The organism is Facklamia hominis CCUG 36813, from assembly GCF_000301035.1.
Taxonomy (GTDB): Bacteria; Bacillota; Bacilli; order Lactobacillales; family Aerococcaceae; genus Facklamia; species Facklamia hominis.
On sequence record NZ_JH932292.1, the window covers coordinates 1,012,435 to 1,031,785 of the forward strand.

Annotated in this window: 17 protein-coding genes; 1 reads left to right on the forward strand and 16 read right to left on the reverse strand. The window is 37.4% G+C overall.

Translation table 11 applies throughout. The features are described from left to right. Window positions 1-76 precede the first annotated feature (76 nt). The 12 genes from HMPREF9706_RS04650 to secA form a co-directional block, all read right to left on the reverse strand. A complete protein-coding gene (locus tag HMPREF9706_RS04650; protein ID WP_006908216.1) occupies window positions 77-1,102 on the reverse strand; it encodes a substrate-binding domain-containing protein in 1,026 nt (341 codons plus the stop codon). Window positions 1,103-1,226: 124 nt separating this feature from the next. Next, entirely contained in the window at window positions 1,227-1,889 is a 663-nt protein-coding gene (phoU, locus tag HMPREF9706_RS04655; RefSeq protein ID WP_006908217.1) for a phosphate signaling complex protein PhoU, read from the reverse strand. A gap of 24 nt (window positions 1,890-1,913) precedes the next feature. Continuing rightward, window positions 1,914-2,675: a phosphate ABC transporter ATP-binding protein PstB gene (gene pstB, locus HMPREF9706_RS04660; protein ID WP_006908218.1), complete on the reverse strand. Its 762-nt coding sequence runs from the start codon at window positions 2,673-2,675 to the stop codon at window positions 1,914-1,916. A 2-nt stretch (window positions 2,676-2,677) separates the two neighbouring features. Beyond that, complete coding sequence (gene pstA / locus HMPREF9706_RS04665) at window positions 2,678-3,493, reverse strand: phosphate ABC transporter permease PstA (protein ID WP_006908219.1); 816 nt, start codon at window positions 3,491-3,493, stop codon at window positions 2,678-2,680. Then, window positions 3,493-4,404, reverse strand: coding sequence for a phosphate ABC transporter permease subunit PstC (gene pstC / locus HMPREF9706_RS04670; RefSeq protein WP_006908220.1), 912 nt, complete (start codon window positions 4,402-4,404; stop codon window positions 3,493-3,495). The genes pstA and pstC overlap by 1 nt, the downstream gene beginning before the upstream one ends. A gap of 432 nt (window positions 4,405-4,836) precedes the next feature. Continuing rightward, the gene (locus HMPREF9706_RS04675; RefSeq protein WP_006908221.1) at window positions 4,837-5,700 is read right to left on the reverse strand and encodes a CPBP family intramembrane glutamic endopeptidase; all 864 of its coding nucleotides are present in this window, start codon (window positions 5,698-5,700) and stop codon (window positions 4,837-4,839) included. Between the two features lie 700 nt (window positions 5,701-6,400). Beyond that, window positions 6,401-8,146: a two-component system histidine kinase PnpS gene (gene pnpS, locus HMPREF9706_RS04680; RefSeq protein WP_006908222.1), complete on the reverse strand. Its 1,746-nt coding sequence runs from the start codon at window positions 8,144-8,146 to the stop codon at window positions 6,401-6,403. Beyond that, window positions 8,143-8,895, reverse strand: a complete 753-nt coding sequence (locus HMPREF9706_RS04685) for a response regulator transcription factor (protein WP_006908223.1) — start codon at window positions 8,893-8,895, stop codon at window positions 8,143-8,145. Before HMPREF9706_RS04685 ends, pnpS begins: the two co-directional genes overlap by 4 nt. Window positions 8,896-9,042: 147 nt before the next feature. Continuing rightward, window positions 9,043-9,927 (reverse strand): permease-like cell division protein FtsX, encoded by an 885-nt coding sequence (gene ftsX / locus HMPREF9706_RS04690; protein WP_006908224.1) that lies wholly within the window; start codon window positions 9,925-9,927, stop codon window positions 9,043-9,045. Beyond that, window positions 9,911-10,609 (reverse strand): cell division ATP-binding protein FtsE, encoded by a 699-nt coding sequence (gene ftsE / locus HMPREF9706_RS04695; protein ID WP_196793082.1) that lies wholly within the window; start codon window positions 10,607-10,609, stop codon window positions 9,911-9,913. Before ftsE ends, ftsX begins: the two co-directional genes overlap by 17 nt. Window positions 10,610-10,616: 7 nt before the next feature. Continuing rightward, a protein-coding gene (prfB, locus tag HMPREF9706_RS04700; RefSeq protein WP_101975015.1) for a peptide chain release factor 2 occupies window positions 10,617-11,727 on the reverse strand; the annotation gives its coding sequence in 2 pieces (ribosomal slippage) (window positions 10,617-11,654 and window positions 11,656-11,727; 1,110 coding nt in all). Between the two features lie 86 nt (window positions 11,728-11,813). Further along, window positions 11,814-14,264, reverse strand: coding sequence for a preprotein translocase subunit SecA (gene secA, locus HMPREF9706_RS04705; RefSeq protein ID WP_006908227.1), 2,451 nt, complete (start codon window positions 14,262-14,264; stop codon window positions 11,814-11,816). A gap of 207 nt (window positions 14,265-14,471) precedes the next feature. On the opposite strand from secA, the gene HMPREF9706_RS04710 reads away from it, so the two are divergent. After that, complete coding sequence (locus HMPREF9706_RS04710; protein WP_006908228.1) at window positions 14,472-15,254, forward strand: hypothetical protein; 783 nt, start codon at window positions 14,472-14,474, stop codon at window positions 15,252-15,254. A gap of 209 nt (window positions 15,255-15,463) precedes the next feature. Here the strand turns inward: HMPREF9706_RS04710 and hpf are convergent, their stop codons facing one another. The 4 genes from hpf to HMPREF9706_RS04730 all read right to left on the reverse strand — a co-directional run bounded on the left by hpf (window position 15,464) and on the right by HMPREF9706_RS04730 (window position 19,242). Further along, the gene (gene hpf / locus HMPREF9706_RS04715) at window positions 15,464-16,021 is read right to left on the reverse strand and encodes a ribosome hibernation-promoting factor, HPF/YfiA family (RefSeq protein ID WP_006908229.1); all 558 of its coding nucleotides are present in this window, start codon (window positions 16,019-16,021) and stop codon (window positions 15,464-15,466) included. A 115-nt stretch (window positions 16,022-16,136) separates the two neighbouring features. After that, on the reverse strand, window positions 16,137-16,904 hold the full coding sequence (locus HMPREF9706_RS04720; RefSeq protein WP_006908230.1) for a ComF family protein: 768 nt from the start codon (window positions 16,902-16,904) through the stop codon (window positions 16,137-16,139). Next, window positions 16,901-18,019: a DEAD/DEAH box helicase gene (locus HMPREF9706_RS04725; RefSeq protein WP_231285851.1), complete on the reverse strand. Its 1,119-nt coding sequence runs from the start codon at window positions 18,017-18,019 to the stop codon at window positions 16,901-16,903. Before HMPREF9706_RS04725 ends, HMPREF9706_RS04720 begins: the two co-directional genes overlap by 4 nt. A 338-nt stretch (window positions 18,020-18,357) precedes the next feature. Then, complete coding sequence (locus HMPREF9706_RS04730; protein ID WP_006908232.1) at window positions 18,358-19,242, reverse strand: DegV family protein; 885 nt, start codon at window positions 19,240-19,242, stop codon at window positions 18,358-18,360. Window positions 19,243-19,351 lie beyond the last annotated feature (109 nt).

Below are 19,351 nucleotides of genomic sequence, written 5' to 3' on the forward strand. Positions count from 1 at the left end.
CCTTTGTCGTTCAAAAAACCGGCTCATTACCAAAATGAACCGGTTCTTCAAAATAAATTTTTATTATAGGCTAAACTTATTTAACAGCTTCTTCCCATTGAGACAATTCTCCTAAGAAAATTGAGCGAATTGCTTCTAAGCTTAATCCTTCTGCTGGATTATCATTATTAACTACCACAGCAATACCATCTAAGGCAATTTCTGTTGAACTTAAAACTTCTTTTTCTTCATCTTTTAATTCACGAGATGCCATTCCTAAATCTGCAGTTCCATTAATCGCTGCTTCCATACCAGCAGATGAGCCATTCGCGGTAATATTAATTTCAACTTTTGGTTGCAATTCTTTATATGCTTCGGCTAATTTTTCCATTAATGGCGACACAGAAGTTGAACCAATACATTCAATGGTTCCTTCTAATTCTCCTGCTGGCTCATAGGATGGTAATGAAGCAGCCCCGTGAAGCCCGCCTTCTTTAGCTGTTTCTTCACTAGATTCTTCCGATTCAACAGACTCTTCGTCTGTCGAAGCTTCATCTTGTGTTTCTTCATTCGCTTCTTCCGTTTCTTCTGAAGGTTCAGATTCTTCCTTAGCCTCATTCGAATCAGCCATCATATCTGTTACGGCAATAAACCCTTCTTCTTCAGCAATTGTTTGGCCTTCTTTTGATTGGATAAAAGCTAGGAAGTCCTTGGCAACTTCTGACAAGTCATTTTCATTCGACCAAGCCACATTGAAAGGTCGAGCAATTGAGTATTTACCATTAGCTACATTTTCTGGAGTTGCTTCTACATCATCGACTTTCAAAGCTTTTACGGTATCATTTAATGATCCTAAGGAAATGTAGCCAATTGCCGAAGGATCGCCAGCTACCGTTGTTAATACACCTGAAGTTTGATTTTGAGTAACTGCTTCTGGAGAGGTTAAGTCATTACCATCTTCATCTGTCACACCGACAATCTCAACAAAAGCTCCACGAGTTCCAGAACCATCTTCACGAGTGATAACGTTAATAGGGCCTTCTTGGGCAAAAGCAGGAACCACAGCAGATAATCCTAAACCAACAGCTGCTAACATCGGTAAAACTTTCAATGATTTTTTCACAAAAAACGCTCCTTTTTATATCTCTTTAAAATCTGATCAAGTTTCAAACACATCAACTTGATCTATTTATAGTATAACGACCCATTGTAAATTTAAGGTAAATCCAATGTAAAGATGGTGTAAATTAACGATTTAAGTCCACAATAATTGCCGATTCTAAGTAAATAATCCGCTCACAAATATTGGTAATATAGTCCCCAATCCGCTCTAATGAATTGCCAATCGCAATATAATTTATTCCAAAATGAATATTGTCGCGATCTTTCTCCATAATACGCGATGTCTCATGATAAAGCTCTTTTAACTTTGCATCCACCTTTTCATCTTCTGCAGCAATAGCGCGCGCTCGATCTGTATTTCGCTCGTTAAATGCATCCATCGTTTTGGTTAACATCTCTTGTGTAATTACCGCCATACCATTAATAATTTCTGCTAATGGTTCAATTTTTTCCGTACCTTCCTCCGCACTACGAAGAATATTTTTTGCAATTAAGACTGCATGATCCCCAATCCGCTCTAAATCCAGACTCACATTCATTACAGAAAAAATTAAACGTAGGTCTTCGGCTACCGGCTGTTGAAGAGCTATCAAGCGATAGGCTTCTCTTTCAATCGCATTCGTTAATTGATTAACATAGCTGTCTTCCTCTTTTAATTTATTAACGATCTGACTATCGATTTTATTGAAGGCATCCATGGCTTGGTATACCTGTTCGATGACAAGAATTGACTGCTCGGATAACATATTTTGAAATGTTTGTAAGTCGTGAACATATGTTTCTCTCATAATAATCCTCCTACATATTAAGGCTTATCCAAAACGACCAGAAATATAGTCTTGAGTTTGTTGTTTGTTTGGATTTGAAAAGATCGTCTCTGTATTATCATATTCTACAACAACCCCTTGATAAAAGAACGCTGTTTTGTCTGATATACGTGCGGCTTGCTGCATATTATGTGTCACAATAATAACGGTATACTTCTCTTTTAATTCATGAACCAAGTCTTCAATTTTATTCGTCGAAATAGGGTCCAAGGCAGAGGTAGGTTCATCCATCAAGATCACTTCAGGTTCATTAGCAATGGCTCGGGCGATACAGATTCTCTGCTGTTGTCCACCAGAAACAGCTGTCGCATCTTGATAAAGCTTATCCTTAACCTCATCCCAGATTGCAGCGCCACGCAAAGAATTCTCTACAATTTGATCAAGCCTCGTCTTATCTTTTATCCCATGTGTCCGAGGACCATATGCTATATTGTCATAAATCGATTTAGGAAAAGGATTGGGTTGCTGGAATACCATACCGACTTTTTTACGTAATGTGTTAATATCCATACGGCGGTCATAAATATCAAGTCCATCCAATTTAACAGAACCTTCAACACGCGTGCCTGGTGTTAAATCCTGCATACGATTTAATATCTTTAAGAAAGTAGATTTCCCACAACCCGATGGGCCAATAAAAGCTGTCACTAAATTCTCTTCGATATCCATATTAATATCCTTTAAGGCATGAAAATCACTATAATAAAAATCTAAATCCTTTATTTCAAACTTAACTTTTCTGGTCATGGTTATTTCCCTCCTGAACCTAATCTATTGCCAATGCGCGTTGACAGACCATTAATCAATAAAACAAGTACAATCAACACTGAACCGGTCGCATAAGCTTCTTCCACATGCAACCCCTCTGAAGATAAGACGTACATGTGAGTCGCTAAAGTTCGACCTGAACTTAACATGGACTGAATCATCCCCGAAGACGTACCCATCGTATAAAGTAAAGCCGCCGACTCCCCGACTATCCGCCCAGTGGCTAAAATAACTCCTGAGAGAATTCCTGGCATTGCTACAGGTAGAACTACCGTAAATATTGTTCTTAATTTTCCTGCCCCCAAGGCCAAAGATCCCATCCTTAATGAATTATTTACCGACAGCAAAGCTTCTTCCGTCGAAGAAATAATAATTGGTAAAATCATGATGGTCAACGTTAAAGCACCTGCAATATGGGAATAAGTTTTAAAGATCGCATTTACAAAAAATAACATCCCAAACAGTCCATAAACAATCGAGGGAACCGCTGATAGTGTATCTGTCGCTAATCGAATCCAATATACTAATCGATTGCCTCGATCTGCATATTCCACCAAATAAAAAGCAGTAAATACACCGATTGGAACAGAGATTACTAAGGAAGCCGCAATCATAATTAATGTCGAAATGATCGCTGGCATCATTGAAACATTCTTAGTCGTGTATTCCCAAGCGAACAAGTCCCAATTCATCGCTGGAATTCCTTTCCAAAGAATAAAGCCAACGATAAAAAACAAGATGCCCATTGTGAAAATCGCGGCCAACCATACAAAAAATTTAATTAATCTTGACGCCATTATTTTTTTGATGCTCCTTTCGATTTGACCCACATAAAGGTTGAGTTAATCATCAAAATAAAAACAAAAAGTACGGAAGCCGTCATAATCAGAGCATGACGATGATCCCCTGAAGCATACCCCATTTCGAGAACCACATTCGTGGTTAAGGTCCGTGTCCCATCAAAAATGCTCGTGGCTAAGCGGGGTTGATTGCCAGCGACTAAGACTACCGCCATCGTTTCCCCAATTGCACGTCCAACACCTAAAATGACGGCTGAAAAAATTCCTGAACGAGCCGCTGGTAGCATGACATTCATAACTGATCGTTCATGGGTCGCTCCTAAGGCCATTGATGCATCGTAGTAATGTTTTGGGACCGCACGAATCGCTGCTTCTGACAAACTAATGACTGTTGGCAAAATCATAATCCCTAATAAAATGGAGGCTGTTACGATATGCATCCCATTATTTTTTGGTAAAAAGCTCAGTCCCCTAAAAAAAGGAACAAATATTTGTAGTGCAAAAAAACCATAAACAATCGAAGGAATCGCAGCCATTAAATTTATCGCTGGCTTTAATACACGGTAAAGAGGATCAGGGCAAAAATAAGCCATAAAAATTGCCGTCAAAATACCAATCGGCACCCCGACAATAATTGATCCTAAAGTGACATAAATCGACCCTAAAACAAAGGGCAATATTCCATAGAGAGGCTCTTTCCAATTCGGTTGCCATTTCAAACCGAATAGAGTTTCTATAAAACCATGTTCAGCAAAAAAGGGGAGCCCCCCATCGAACTTCCACCCAGTATTCGTTTTTACTCCTCCAATAAAAATAAAATAAAAAATTAATAGTATGGATACTACTGATAAAAGTGCACAAAACATAAAAAGATATTTCATAATTTTCTCAACAGCTTTACCTTGCATCGTCACTACTCCTTACACAAATTTTGAATGATTCATCACTCAACAAATCCATTCTACTCGATCATTGTAAATTCATTGTAAAGATCCTCCCTTATATATTACAAAAAGATTACAAAAAAGAGCCCCCGAAATGACTCATTAAATTTGGGATTTTGTAAAAGTAGTTTGAAAAGTCTTTAGGTAACAAGAGAAAAGGCCATGAGTATTCAAACTCATAGCCTTTTCTCTAATTTTTATACTTTTCCGACTGATCTAAAACCATATAAAATACTTCTTCACTCCATTGAGGAGGATATCCGTTTCCATGAAGTAGAATTACCAAATCCATCTTTAGTTGTACTTCTCCCAAAGTCCAATAAGATTTTTAATGGATCCAATATAACTTCCAGTAGTTAGAGAATCTAAAGACTGAATTTCTGAACAAACTATTTTTTATCTTCTACTTCTTACTTCCTTTCTTCTTTCTAAGTAAAGTATAGTAAGGATGCTTATAATTTCAATAAATGTTACCACTATGCTGCCCTCAGGTCCATATATTTCATCGTACAAGTTGTAATTTAATATTTTAAAGTTAAGTAAGCTATTGAATCCACTAAAGCCACTTACGTTTAAGCCATAAATCATAGCCATGGAAAAATTCCAACCTGCATGAACTCCAGACGTCAACATAATATTTTCTTTGTAAAATAGTAATTTTGCAAAAAATATGCCCACTAGGATTGTGTTAAGGGTGGATAAAATTGTAACTCCCTCATTGCCCAGGTGCAAAAGTCCAAAAAAAATCGAAGGAAGTAGGATTGCAACGTTTCTTCCAAATCTATCAGATAGAACTCTCGTTAAGATTCCTCTTACCAAGACTTCTTCTGATGTTGATTGGATAAAAAATGCTATAAAATAGGCAAGGAAAATCAAATTAAAATTGCTAAAACTGTTTCCACTGTATCCAAGGGTTCCCCTTCCTATGTCTAATAAGACATAAATTGAAATTTGCAAGAATCCAAGGAAGAGTCCAATGCCAATGGTCTTGGCAAAACTTTCTTTCTTAAAGAAGATGTAGTCACTTTTCTTTTTCAAAATAAATTTTACAAAAAAGATGGCTGCCAATAGTTGACCTGTCGTTCCCATTAACATCACTAGGTTCGCATTTTTATAGTCGCTGTTAAAATAGGTCTTTCCATAAAAAATTAGTGACAGGGCAAGCATAATCCCACCAGTGAAGATGGCGATTGCCAGTAGCAAAACAAAAATCTTTAAGATGATTTTGAAAATATTCTTTATTTTATTTTTATTTTCCATAATCTTCTATTCTATCTCCTCTTAATGGTTTCCCATATCTCATTTACCACTTCATTATCTAATATTCTATATTCCAATACTTCCGATACTTCCGATACTTCCGATATATCATACTTAAAATCCTACCAAGTATCTCCATGCTCACATTCTCATCTCGTCGCATTTTACATTTATATGGGGAGTTACATCTATGGTGCTTGGTAAGTAAAATTGACTCTAGGAAAATCCTCTAATCTACCTCAATTCAATCTTCCACTTTATTCAATTTACCCTTAATATAATACCTCATTCTATAACTTATATGTGCATATTTCTCAAGGTAAACTTCATTTAGTTTTTGCTAATTGATTTTAGCAAAATATTTTTAACAATTCAAAAAATTATACTGTATTAAGGCTATTTTCCTTTGATATAAAACTATATACAAACTATGATATAGAATATTTAAGAATTTTAGATGCTTATGAGCACAAAAGCTCTGACTATTTATGTAAGATAATTATAAATAATTATATATTCGTATAGTACAATTCAAATAAAAAATTTGTAAAAAGTATGATACAAATCTTTGAAAAGAAACTATTTGAATACATTATATTATACGAATAATTGGTATATATATTGTTCTATGTTTATTTAAAATATACTTTAAAGTAATATCCACACTAAACAAAAATCACTTAAAGGCACTCTTATTATTTTAGTTTTTAGCTGGTAAAGAGACAATAAAACTACTCCCTTTACCCACTTGACTCTTGACAGAAATTGTTCCTTCCATATTGTGAACTAAATTCTTTACAATGGATAAGCCCAAGCCTGTTCCGCCAGAATTGCGGCTACGAGCCTTATCTACACGATAAAACCGCTCAAAAATCCGTTCCAAATCCTCTGCTGGAATTCCTATTCCATTATCCGATACGGTTAATTGAATATACTTCCCTTTTGAAACAATCGAAACCGTAATTTGCCCGCCTCTATCTGAGTAATTGATGGCATTATCAATTAAGTTTGTTAAAACTTGTTCAATACGATGGTAGCTTCCATAATAAGCTAATTCAGAGTCTCCTTTTAAAACAAGATCAATCTCTTTTTTATCCAACTTCGCCTTTAAACTCTGAATAATATTGGTCGCTAGTTCAACCAAATCCATGACGGTCTCTTCCTGGTTGTCAGTATTTTTTTCAATACGAGATAGAGCTAAGATGTCTTCAACAATAGTTTCCAAACGATTACTTTCTTTATAAATAATATCCACAAACTCTTTTGCAAAAAGAGGATCCCGAAGCGCTCCATCTTTTAGCGTTTCTGAAAACCCCTTAATTGCAGTAATCGGCGTTCTTAATTCATGGGATGCATTCGCTACAAACTCAGAACGTATTGCTTCCAGACGTTTAATTTTTGAAATATCATATAGTAAAACAAGTATGAAAGGCCTTTGAAAACTGTCATGATAGGGTAAAACCGTTACTTCCAAATAAATAGTCTTGGGTACATAAAATTCAATCTCCCCTTGGGTAGTTTTCTTAGTTTGACCCACTTCTTTAATTAAGTGGACTAATTGTGAAGATTTAATCACACTTTGGTACGAGCGACCTTTCGCTGATTTATTGATACCTAATAGTTGATCCATCATAGGATTAACCAACTGAATAAACCCTTGATTATCAATAACCATTACACCAAGATTAATATTTTCGAGTAGGAGATAATACTGACTCTTTCGATTAGCATATTTTCTTTGCACTTTTGCGCGGTCATCAATTAAGCGATTAATCCGATTGACCAGCTGGGTCACTTCGGGCATTTTATCAGGGACTTCTTTAAAATAATACAAAGGCGTTCTCTCTAAGTGATCCAAAGCTTGGTTGATTGGCTCAATAACATTCAACCATTTTTCACTTTGACGTCCACTAAATAATAAAAAACTCATGATTAATAAGACACACAATAAAATAAAGGAGAATAAAAAATAGCGACGATAACCTTGATAATAAGAAAAAGGTTGACTCATAATAAACCAATATAACTGATCATCTACTTTAAAATTTTTAGCCGCAAAAAAATAATGATCATCATACCAGTTAACCAATCCTTCGGAAGACTGATTAGACAGTTTATCAGTCAAGATAGATGCGTTCTTTGGATGATTGGATCCCACCGAATTAGACCAGAGCCATTTTAGTTCCGTATGATCTAGCGACGGTTGCTTTAATACCACTAGTTGTGATTGACCGGTATCTAACGACCTTTGGATCGATTCCATCATCAGCTCATCCTCTTGTTTAAGCACCGGTTCAAGGACTTGACTATATAAATCTAATTGTCGATTAACTGCCTCAAAAATCATCTGTCTAGTAAATATAGCTAATATTAAAATTATTGAACTAAAACAAACTATAAAAAGGCCAGTTAATAAGTGCTTTTTACTAGCTAATTTTTTTATCATACACGAGGCACCTCAAACTTATACCCAAAGCCTCGAACGGTTTTAATATATTTAGGACTCTTGGTATCTTCCTCAATCTTCTCTCGTAAATGTGAAATATGAACATCGACAATGCGAGTCTCTCCCGCATAATCAAAATTCCAAATTTGATTCAAGAGTTGATCCCGACTGATGATCCGCCCTTGTCGTTGAGTAAAATAGACCAATAATTCATACTCTTTGGGAGTTAATTCCACCTTTTCTCCCCTTACTAAAACTTCAAAATGATCTAAATCAATTTGGATGTCACCATAGTTTACAATGCCCTTCAAACTTTGATCTTCAGATGATAGTGGTTGATTTTCTAACGCATCATTTTTTTCTATAATCGGACGGTTTGATGGCGAATTGGTTCTCCGGCTAACCGCTTTGATTCGCGCAATCACCTCTCTAGGGCTAAAGGGTTTCGTGATATAATCATCTGCTCCCAATTCCAAACCGATAATTTTATCATATTCTTCAGATTTTGCTGTTAACATAATAATAGGAACTTGAATTCGTTCTTGACGAATTCTACGACAGACTTCCATACCATCCATTTTTGGTAGCATGATATCCAGAAGCACTAAATCAAAATTTTGTGAACTGATCATATCATAGGCAGCCTTACCATCACGAGCTATTGAAACCTTATATCCCGCTTGTTTTAAAGTATATTCTAATAGAATTACAATCGAAGGCTCATCATCTACTACTAAAATATGTTTCAACTGTCCTTCGCCTCCTAATTATTCATTTGTATTTATTCTAACAAATTAAGTTACAGCTTAAAAGAGACACTCTCCATAGATAAAAAGAGCTTTAACTCAGATTTTCACCTAAGTTAAAGCCCATTTCTATTCTATATCAAAATTTTATTAATCCACTAGGCGACGAACTGAACGCATAGCGCCCACAACCCCCAAAAGACTTCCAAATAGCATCAAGGCCACTGCTAAATAAATAAAGTACGGCATAATAGGCAAGGCCAATTTAGGGTTAAAGGCTAAAAACTCCTGCGCAAGAGTAATTAATCCTTGATAGGAAGCATATAAGGTTGCAGAAGCAAATAAAGCTCCCAATATTCCAATCACTGCTCCTTCGATCGTAAACGGTGCCCGGATATAGGAACGTTTAGCCCCGACTAATTGCATGATTTCAATTTCTCTTGATCGTGTTTGAATGGCTAAGCGAATCGTATTTGAGATTAATATCACTGCTAAAATGATAAATATCGCTGCTAATAATGCAATAACATAACGAACAATCTTAACTCCTGTAACCAATCCCGATATATCTAAGCTTCCTACACTGGCATTGAGTACATAATCCAGATCAGAAATTTTATTAGAAACTTCGTCAATCTTATCTGCAGAAGCAACGGTCACAAGGTACATATCATTCAAGGGATTTTCATCATTTAATACATCAAAATCCTCAGTAATCACATCTTTATACTCTTCCAACTCTTCTTGGGCTGACCGATAAACCACACGACTCACCGCTGGAATCTGAGTGATCTGCTCTCCAAGTTCTTTTTGTTCTTCAACATTGGCTATAGGATCTATGGTCACGCGAATTTGAATTTCATTTTCAACGGTATGAGTGAGTTGTTCTACATTCGCTGCCACTAAAAAGAACAAGCCTAAGAAAAATAGGGTAACACTCATCATCACAACAGAAGCGGTTGTCATCCAACCATTTCGTGTAAAATTTCGTCCAGCATCTCGTAGATGTCTAAAAAAACTACGCACGGCTTTCATACTGTCCCCCCCTTACTGCAATATCTCGGACCAATCGTCCTTTATGCAACTGAAGAATTCGGTGAGGATGTGTATTAACAATCGTATCATTGTGTGTCCCCATCAAAACTGTCGTCCCTTGACGGTTAATTCGTTCCAAGACGTGCATGATCTCAACAGCATTTACGGGATCTAAATTTCCAGTTGGTTCATCAGCCACTAATATTTTGGGATGATTAGCAAGAGCCCGAGCCACCGCAACACGTTGTTGTTCTCCACCAGATAGCTCACTTGGAAGTTGATTCATTTTCGCCCGTAAATTTACTAAATCTAAAACTTCATTTACTCGTTTTTTTATCGACTTATTGGATTTACCTGTTACTTCTAAAGCATAAGCCACATTTTCCGCAACCGTCGCCTGGGGCAGCAAGCAAAAGTCTTGAAAAACAATCCCTACTTGCCTTCTTAATAAATGAAGTTGATTTCTCTTTAATTGATCAACCTTAAATTGATCCACTTGCACCTTTCCAGCGGTCGCTTGTTCTTGACGATTCAACAATTTCATCAACGTTGACTTACCGGATCCACTCGGTCCCACTAAGTAAACAAACTCTCCTTTTTCAATCCTGAGTGAAATATTTTTTAGCGCCCAAACTTTATTATCGTATTGTTTGCTGACATTCACTAACTCGATCATCCTGATTTCTCCTTTAGTTTTCTTGGTCTAGATGCCAGTTTAAATATGCGTCGATAAAGGGATCGATCTCCCCATCCATTACTGCATCAACATTGGCGCTTTCAAAGTTCGTTCGATGGTCCTTTACCATGCGATAAGGGTGAAACACATACGAACGAATCTGAGAACCCCAAGCAATCTCTTTTTGCTCTCCCTTTATTTTCTGAAGCTCCGCTTCTTTATCAGCTAATTCAAGCTGATAAAGTTTAGCACGAAGTAATCCCATAGCCTGCTCTCTATTTTGTATTTGAGACCGCTGAGCTTGACTTTGTGTCACGATTCCAGTCGGAATATGAGTAATTCGAACAGCAGATGAAGTCTTATTAATATGTTGACCACCTGCTCCACTTGCTCGATAAGTATCAATTCTTAAGTCATCTTGATTAATATGGATCTCTATGGAGTCATCAATCATTGGGGTAACATCAATCGAACAAAATGAAGTATGCCTTTTCCCATTAGAATCAAAGGGGGAAATGCGAATCAATCGATGCACTCCTTTTTCCGACTTCAAGAAGCCATAGGCTTTATCCCCTGACACTTCTAAAGTCACGCTTTTAATGCCTGCTTCCTCACCATTTTGATAATCAATAACCGAAATATGATAATCATGCTGACTAGCCCAGCGCTCATACATTCGAAGCAGCATCTGCCCCCAATCCTGTGATTCTTTGCCACCAGCCCCTGGATGGATTTCCAAAATAGCATTACAATGGTCATGTTCTTCGGATAAAAGCAAGGAAAGTTGATAAGCCTTTAAGTTTTGTTCAAACTTATAACAATTCTTTTCTATTTCTTCCCATAAAGGTCTATCTAAGGTCTCCTCATATAGCTCTACTTCCACTTGTAAATCTTCCCAATCAGACACTAGCTTTAAGAACGCATTGCGTGTAGACTCCTTATCATTCATCTCCTGGATAATTGATTGTGCCTGCGATTGATCGTCCCAAAAACCAGGTTGAGCCATCCTATCTTGGCACTGTGCAATATCACTTTCCATTTGATCCAAGTCAAAGAGACCCCCTGATCGTCTGGATAGTTAAATTGGCTTCTTCTATTTTAGCCTTCACTTCATAAAGTTCCATATCTTCCCTCCATCTTACTTCATGGATGTAATTTGTTAGAATAATGAGCCCTCGGGACCAACGTCCAAAGGGCTCATTTAATTATTTTAGCCTTTTAATGTTTTACGGCTTTGGTGTAAAGGCATTGAACTTGGATCAATTCTTGGACTTGGATCATTGACTTGTTCACGTTCAATGTTTTGACGAATTTGAGCTTTCATAATAAAACGTGTGACATCATACTCAATCGCTGCAATCATTTCTTGGAAACGATCATAACCCTCCGTTTGATACTCCGTCAACGGATTCGTCTGAGCATAAGCTCTTAGCCCCACTCCTTGACGCAAGTGATCCATTGAATCAATATGGTCAGTCCATTTAGAATCGACCACTCGTAAGATGATCACTTTTTCAAATTCCAAGACCTGTTCAGGCCCATTTAATAAAGCAATCTTCTCATCCAATGCTGCTACCGAACGACCATATAAGAAATCACGCAATTCAGTCGGCGACTTACCTTCTAAGTCACTAAGAGATAGTTTGTCTGGACTCGTCAAACAAGTATGCGCAAAATCTAATAAGCTTTCAAGCTTCCAGTCTTTTTTGTCGCCCTCTGTTGCATAGGCAACTTCACGGTCGATCGTCCGTTTAATCATCGCTTTGACATAGTCAGTCAAACTTTCCTGTTCATTAATCACTTGTAAACGCTGACCGTAGATGACTTCACGCTGCTCACGCATGACCTCATCATACTCCAATACGCTCTTACGAGTATCGTAGTTATTTCCCTCTACCCGTTTTTGAGCGGACTCTACTTGACGTGAAAGCATCTTACTTTCAATGGCCATATCATCTTCTTCACCGTCATCCATATTTAATCGTTCCCAAATCGCTTGAACACGATCCGTTCCGAAACGGCGCATCAAATCGTCTTCTAATGACAAGTAAAATTGTGAAGCTCCAGGGTCTCCCTGACGTCCTGCCCGACCGCGCAATTGATTATCAATCCGCCGCGACTCATGACGTTCTGTACCAATAACGCACAGACCTCCAACTTCTTTAACCCCTGAACCTAACTTAATATCGGTTCCCCGACCAGCCATATTTGTTGCAATTGTCACTGCCCCTTTTTGGCCAGCTTGCATAACAATTTCAGCCTCTTTAAAGTGATTCTTAGCATTAAGAACTTCGTGAGGAATTCCTTCTTGTTTCAACAGATTGGAGAGATATTCTGACGTTTCAACGGCTACTGTACCCACCAACAGTGGCTGCCCTAATTCATGACGCCGTTTAATCTCTTTTACTACAGCCTTGAACTTCGATCGTAAATTAGGGTACAAAAGATCTGGTCGATCATCTCGAATAACCGGACGATTAGTTGGGATCGTAATAACATTCATGTTATAGATCTCTCTGAACTCTTCCTCTTCAGTCTTGGCTGTCCCTGTCATTCCAGACAACTTCTCATACATCCGGAAATAATTTTGGAAAGTAATCGTTGCCATCGTCTTAGATTCATCCTGAATTTCAACATTTTCCTTAGCTTCAATCGCTTGATGCAAACCATCTGAATAGCGACGGCCTTCCATGATCCGTCCAGTAAATGGGTCCACAATTTTAACTTCACCTTCATCAACCACATAGTCAATATCATAGAGCATAATATAATTGGCTCTTAAAGCTTGATCAATGTGGTGAACAAGTGCTGTATTATCTACATCGTATAAGTTTTCTAAACGGAATATTTTTTCAGCTTTATCGACCCCTTGGTCCGTCAACATAATCGATTTTGAAGTAAGATCAATCGTATAATCCTCTTCTTCCGTCAAGCCTTTCACAAAATAGTCTGCTCGATTATATAAGATATTTGATTTTTCACCTTGGCCAGAAATAATTAACGGTGTCCGTGCCTCATCAACTAAGATGGAATCCACCTCATCAACTACCGCAAAGTATAGAGGACGTTGAACCATTTGATCCTTATAAACAACCATATTATCTCTCAAATAGTCAAACCCCAATTCATTATTGGTTGAATAGGTAATATCACATGCATAAGCTTGACGTTTTTCAGCTGAGTTCATGGAGTTAAGATTCAGCCCTACTGTTAACCCTAAGAAACGATAGAGTTCTCCCATCTCTTTTGAGTCCCGCGTTGCTAAATAATCATTAACAGTCACTACGTGAACACCTTTACCGGTTAGAGCATTCAAATAAACAGGCATAGTTTCCGTGAGGGTTTTCCCTTCACCAGTCTTCATTTCTGCAATGTCACCATTATGAATAACAAAACCGCCCTGAATTTGTACTTTAAATGGGAAAAGTCCCAAAACTCTCCTAGCACCTTCTCTAACCACCGCAAAGGCTTCAATCTGAATATCTTCCAGACTCTCGCCCTTTGCTAAACGCTCTTTAAATAAAGTCGTTTGTGTTCTAAGCTCTTCATCCGTCATTGCTTTATATTTATCTTCTAATGCCATAACTTGGTCTGCAAGTTTCCCTGTATGACGTAATGCGGCATTATCATTCTCAATTAAATTCTTAAGAAAGTTGGCCATTCTGACACTCCTTTATATCACTTTTCAGACATTTATATCGCCTATATAAGACAAATTAATTCACTCTACCATTGTACCATTAAAATGTCACTAAATAAAAGCATATTTTCAATTCTTGCTATTTCATTCTAATTAATTCATAGATTATTCACAAGGTAATCAGCTATTTTAGGGTATAATATAGAAAATGAAGAAGGCGGTAACTCTATGAAACAATCACACTATAAAACATTCATCGGCCTTATCTGCATAGCACTTTACTTAAGCGGCTTTAACTTGACCCCCCCTCATATCTCAGCCGAAGAATCTAATCCCAAAGAAATATCTCTAAGTGAAAAGGATTTTCATTTTGATATTAAAGAAGGACAAGACCGCAACCAAGTTATCGTAGATCAACTCGTCAAATTAGGCATCCCGATTGATCGTTATGATAACAAAAACCCAGACTACTTCAATTATAAAGCCAAATATCCAACATCCTATCAAAACGGCAAGGCTCCCCAGATGTCTGATAAAGGACAACAACTGGGATATACGCCTAATACATTAAAAATAGATAATTACGAATTTCCTTTTAAACCCCTTTACGGCAATACCGGATCCTCTATCAACAATGACTTTAGTAAGATCGAACAAGTGCTCTTAGAAAACGGCACAGCGGCTGTCGGTATGAACGGTATCCATTCTTTCTTCGCCCATTACGATTATGTTAATTACACCGGTCCTTTTAATCCCTTGGTTGACCAGGGAATTTTACAAGTGGGCACCCAAGCTATTATTACGGATGCAGAAGGCTACTCCAAGGGATATGAGTTCACACAAACGGTTAATTTTCAACGTGATGATCAATATAATTATTTCTACGATGGACTCTCTATGCCTTTTCTAGCCTACTATGGTAATACGGATGAAATGATATACCTACAATACTGCCGCTGGGATATCGAGCGCGGTCTCCTAGAAACCAGTATCGGTTATCGTATTTGGTAACAAGCTTAACAAACAAAAGCTGGGACAAAATAGTCCCAGCTCTTTTAATGTAAGTTATATTTCTAGTTATTTCCACTTTCTTAACCTCGCCAAAACACTCTCTGAGTCTTTCTAACCAACCAGAAGTTACCTTAAAATAGTTAGCATACAAAAAAGGAATTAAGCAAGAATCCTCTCACTTAATTCCTAATAATATTCTATGATAAGTTTTAACCAATTGAAGCTGTTTCAATCAGACCATAGCGTCCGTCTTTACGGCGATAAACAATGTTAATTTCATCGGTATCACGGTCATGATAAACAAAGAAATCATGGCCTAGCATATTCATTTGGAGAACCGCTTCCTCAGAATCCATTGGTTTCAATTCAATTTTCTTAGAACGAACGATCTCTAAATCAGAGTCAGAAGACTCCTCTTTAACCGGTGTATCTAAGTGTGGCAATGCAAAATCTAAACCTTTTTCGCGTGATTTACGGTTAATTTTCGTTTTATATTTACGAACTTGACGTTCTAATTTATCTACTACAAAGTCAATCGAAGCGTATAAGTCTGGATTCGTTTCTTCTGCCCTGAGTACTAGGAAAGAAAGGGGAATCGTTACTTCAGCTTTAGCCGTTTTATCTGGATAAACTTTTAAATTAACATAGGCTGTTGCATTAGGTACATCAGTAAAGAAACGTTCTAGCTTAGACACTTTCTTTTCTGCGTACTCACGAATCGCTTGAGTGACTTCGATATTCTCTCCACGGACATTATAGTTAAACATATAAATCCCTCATTTCATTTCAATTACCTAAGTCAATACTTCTTAGGTTAAAAGCTATCTACTAGCTTTATCTCATTATAACATAAAACCCTCAGTTTGAAAACGCTATAACTCATTAATCTCTTGCTAAACTAATCGATCGAATCTTTTCTAAATTTGGATAGACTTGTAAATAACGCCGACTTAGACAGTCCTTTGCACACAGCATAGTAGCTCCCGTCGTATAGACATCATCGAAGAGGAGATGAGCTTGTTTAGGCTTTAAACACAAAGGTTGCTTGGAATCCCATTCAAAGGGGTTCGTTAATTTCAAACGTGCTTGGCGATTTTTACTAGCCTGCTTAATGCCATCTCCCTTATAAACAAAAGGACAACGAAAGGGAATGCCAGCGACCTTTAACAATTGGCCAGTCGCATGAAAGCCCCTTTGATTTAACGAGGCTGGTGAAGAGGGCAGAACTAACCAATCAAACTTTCGATAAGAACGATAAATTTTCTTTAAATCTTTAGCGAATAGTTGAGCCATTCGGATATCTCCTTGATATTTATAACGATATATAACATCTTTTAGACCCCCTTCATAATGATACATTCCCCGATGATATAATAACTCTACTGGATATTTTTCCAACCAACGATAACAATCCAAACAATACACTCGATCATTAACCGAATATGATTGATGATATATATCCTCTTGACCCTCCCCCAATAGACGGCCACAAGCTGAGCATGCATCCTCCCCTACTTGATAGGGGTGCCATCTTTTTAAACAATTTTGACAGATAGGCGTTTTTTGAATCGGCTGGAAGGAGAAAAGCTCCTGCCAAGTTAATTCCACCTCGATCGATTCTTGACATAATAGACAGTTGATTTGGCTCATATTTCGGACTCCTTCAACAAGCCTCTTTGACGTGCCATCCGATTCATCTGACGAATTTCATTACGTGCCTTTCGCATTTCACGAGTAATGCCACAATGTCCGTAGAGCAAAATTCCATTAGGGTACATCGCCTTTCGACCAACTCTCCCCGACATTTGAACTAAGGAAGACTTATCAAACAAAGGATCTTCGGCTCCGAGTATTAAGACCTGACAATTAGTAAAAGTTACACCTCTTTCTAGGATGGTCGTAGTCACCAAGACATCGAGCTCCTCCTTGCGTAATTTTAATACCTTGTCTTTACGAAGTGGATCATTGGCGTAAACAGCCTCCACTTTAAGAAGAGGAGCAATCTCTTTTAACCATTCTGCTAGCATCTTTGCATAATGGATATTCGCCATAAAAATTAATTTAGGACCTTGTAGAGTCATATAATATTTTAATAAACTCATTAGCCGCGAACGCTTCTTTCGCTTTTTTAAAGCTAGTTGCCACTCCCCCAACCAAATAAAATTCGGTTCCACCAAGGGATAACCATGAAAACGCGCCGGTAGTACATTGGCTGTGATCTTCTTTTGTTTAATCGCTTGTTCTAACACCTTATCTGGAGTCGCTGTTAAAAATAAGAGCTTTCCTGTAGATTTAACGGCTCTAGCCACGGCGTAATGGAGAGAATGATTATTTAAATAGGGGAAAGCGTCCACCTCATCAACCACCAATAAATCAAAAGCTTCTTTAAATCGTAACAATTGATGGGTCGTTGATATCATAATATCATTCGGAATATAAGACGATTCTGGACTCCCATATAATAGACATATCTGACATTTTTGAAAGGCCGCTTTAATTCGAGGCGCTAATTCTAAGCAGACATCCACTCTTGGTGAAGCAATTGCTACTTTGCCATTTTTTTGAAGCACTTGATCAATTACTGGAAATAACATCTCCGTTTTACCTGCTCCTGTGACGGCATGAATTAAGTGCGGACAGGTGGGATCGGCTAAAGCCTTCAGGGCTTCTTGACTCGCTTGTGCTTGTTGTTGTGATAATGTGCCTTGCCAGGTAAGTTTCGATGCTTGATTTACTGCAAGCGATCGATTAGGTTTTTCTGGCAAAAAATATAAAACATCCTTATTCGTTAACCTTCCCATCATGATACATTCACTACAAAAAACCATTTGCTGGTCACTATTTAAAATTGGAAAACACCTTGGATTTTGATTATGACATCTTTGACAGCGAAAACTATTACCATGCTTTATGATGGCAGGAATCTGCTGAAATTGACTTAAAAAATCAGTATCAGGGACTTTACCATTTAATTGTAACTTTAAGCAAGTTTGCTGAATCTCAGACCGACTCAATAACCGCCCTATAAAATATGCTTGCCAATCGATAAAAAAACCCCCTCTTTGGAACTAAATACAAGTAGTTCCAAAAAGGGGAATTTGCGCTATTTATAATGTTCATTCTGGATCTTAGGTAATATTCCAAAACCTAAGCTGCCTTTCCCAGTATGAGTAGTGATAACTGGTCCTAAGCGATTAATATGAACTTCTGAATCTGGAAAAGCTTGTAACAACATGTCTTTCATCTTATCACACGCCTCTTCATTCTCTGCATGAGTTAACATAAAAATAACTCCCTCAGGATATTTTTTCAATGCAGCTTGAGCGAGCTCTATCCACCTTAAAAAGACCTTTTTATTGGTTCGCACTTTCTCAAAAAGCAAGATTTTTCCTGCTTCATCAAAATATAATACCGGTCGAATTTTCAACAATTGACCAACAAGAGCCCCAGCCGCATTCAATCGCCCACCTTTAACTAAATTATCTAGCAATTCTACCATTAAATAAGTCTGGCCCCGCTGACTTTGCCAGATTAACTGTTTGGCAACCGTTTGAGGAGAGAGTCCACTTTCTAATGATTCAATCGCTAAACGTGTCAAAACTTCCATAACAATACAAGAAGACTTAGAATCAACACAATAGCATTCTAATCGATCTTGATATTCCTGCATAATCGATTGACCCAATGAATACGTCCCTGAAATTCCTGATGATAAATGAATCGCAATAACTGCCTGGTAGCCCTTTGAAACAAGGGTATCCATCAGTTCATAATACTTACCAGGTTGAGGCTGCGACGATTTTGGTAAAGTCCTTGATTGCTCTAGATCTTCATAAAATTTTAATTGAATTGATCGCTCACTCGTATCTTGATAGAAAGTCCCATTTTCAAAAACTAAACTTAATGGAATCGTATAAACATCTGGGTGGTTGGCAATATCTTCATTTAAATATGCTGTCGAATCAACAATCAGAGCAGTTTTCATCATTTATCCTTCCTAGAAAAAAGTTATTTAATTCGTTTGATAATAAAAATATGCTACAATTTAATCTATTAAAGCAAGTTAAGTATATCCTAGCACAAAAGAAAGGTGGACT

Excerpts from the sequence above, each read along its gene's own strand:
- phoU (WP_006908217.1), bottom strand. The coding sequence starts at position 1,889 with ATGAGAGAAACATATGTTCACGACTTACAAACATTTCAAAATATGTTA.
- pstB (WP_006908218.1), bottom strand. The coding sequence starts at position 2,675 with ATGACCAGAAAAGTTAAGTTTGAAATAAAGGATTTAGATTTTTATTAT.
- pstA (WP_006908219.1), bottom strand. The coding sequence starts at position 3,493 with ATGGCGTCAAGATTAATTAAATTTTTTGTATGGTTGGCCGCGATTTTC.
- pstC (WP_006908220.1), bottom strand. The coding sequence starts at position 4,404 with ATGCAAGGTAAAGCTGTTGAGAAAATTATGAAATATCTTTTTATGTTT.
- HMPREF9706_RS04675 (WP_006908221.1), bottom strand. The coding sequence starts at position 5,700 with ATGGAAAATAAAAATAAAATAAAGAATATTTTCAAAATCATCTTAAAG.
- pnpS (WP_006908222.1), bottom strand. The coding sequence starts at position 8,146 with ATGATAAAAAAATTAGCTAGTAAAAAGCACTTATTAACTGGCCTTTTT.
- ftsX (WP_006908224.1), bottom strand. The coding sequence starts at position 9,927 with ATGAAAGCCGTGCGTAGTTTTTTTAGACATCTACGAGATGCTGGACGA.
- secA (WP_006908227.1), bottom strand. The coding sequence starts at position 14,264 with ATGGCCAACTTTCTTAAGAATTTAATTGAGAATGATAATGCCGCATTA.
- HMPREF9706_RS04710 (WP_006908228.1), top strand. The coding sequence starts at position 14,472 with ATGAAACAATCACACTATAAAACATTCATCGGCCTTATCTGCATAGCA.
- hpf (WP_006908229.1), bottom strand. The coding sequence starts at position 16,021 with ATGTTTAACTATAATGTCCGTGGAGAGAATATCGAAGTCACTCAAGCG.
- HMPREF9706_RS04720 (WP_006908230.1), bottom strand. The coding sequence starts at position 16,904 with ATGAGCCAAATCAACTGTCTATTATGTCAAGAATCGATCGAGGTGGAA.
- HMPREF9706_RS04730 (WP_006908232.1), bottom strand. The coding sequence starts at position 19,242 with ATGATGAAAACTGCTCTGATTGTTGATTCGACAGCATATTTAAATGAA.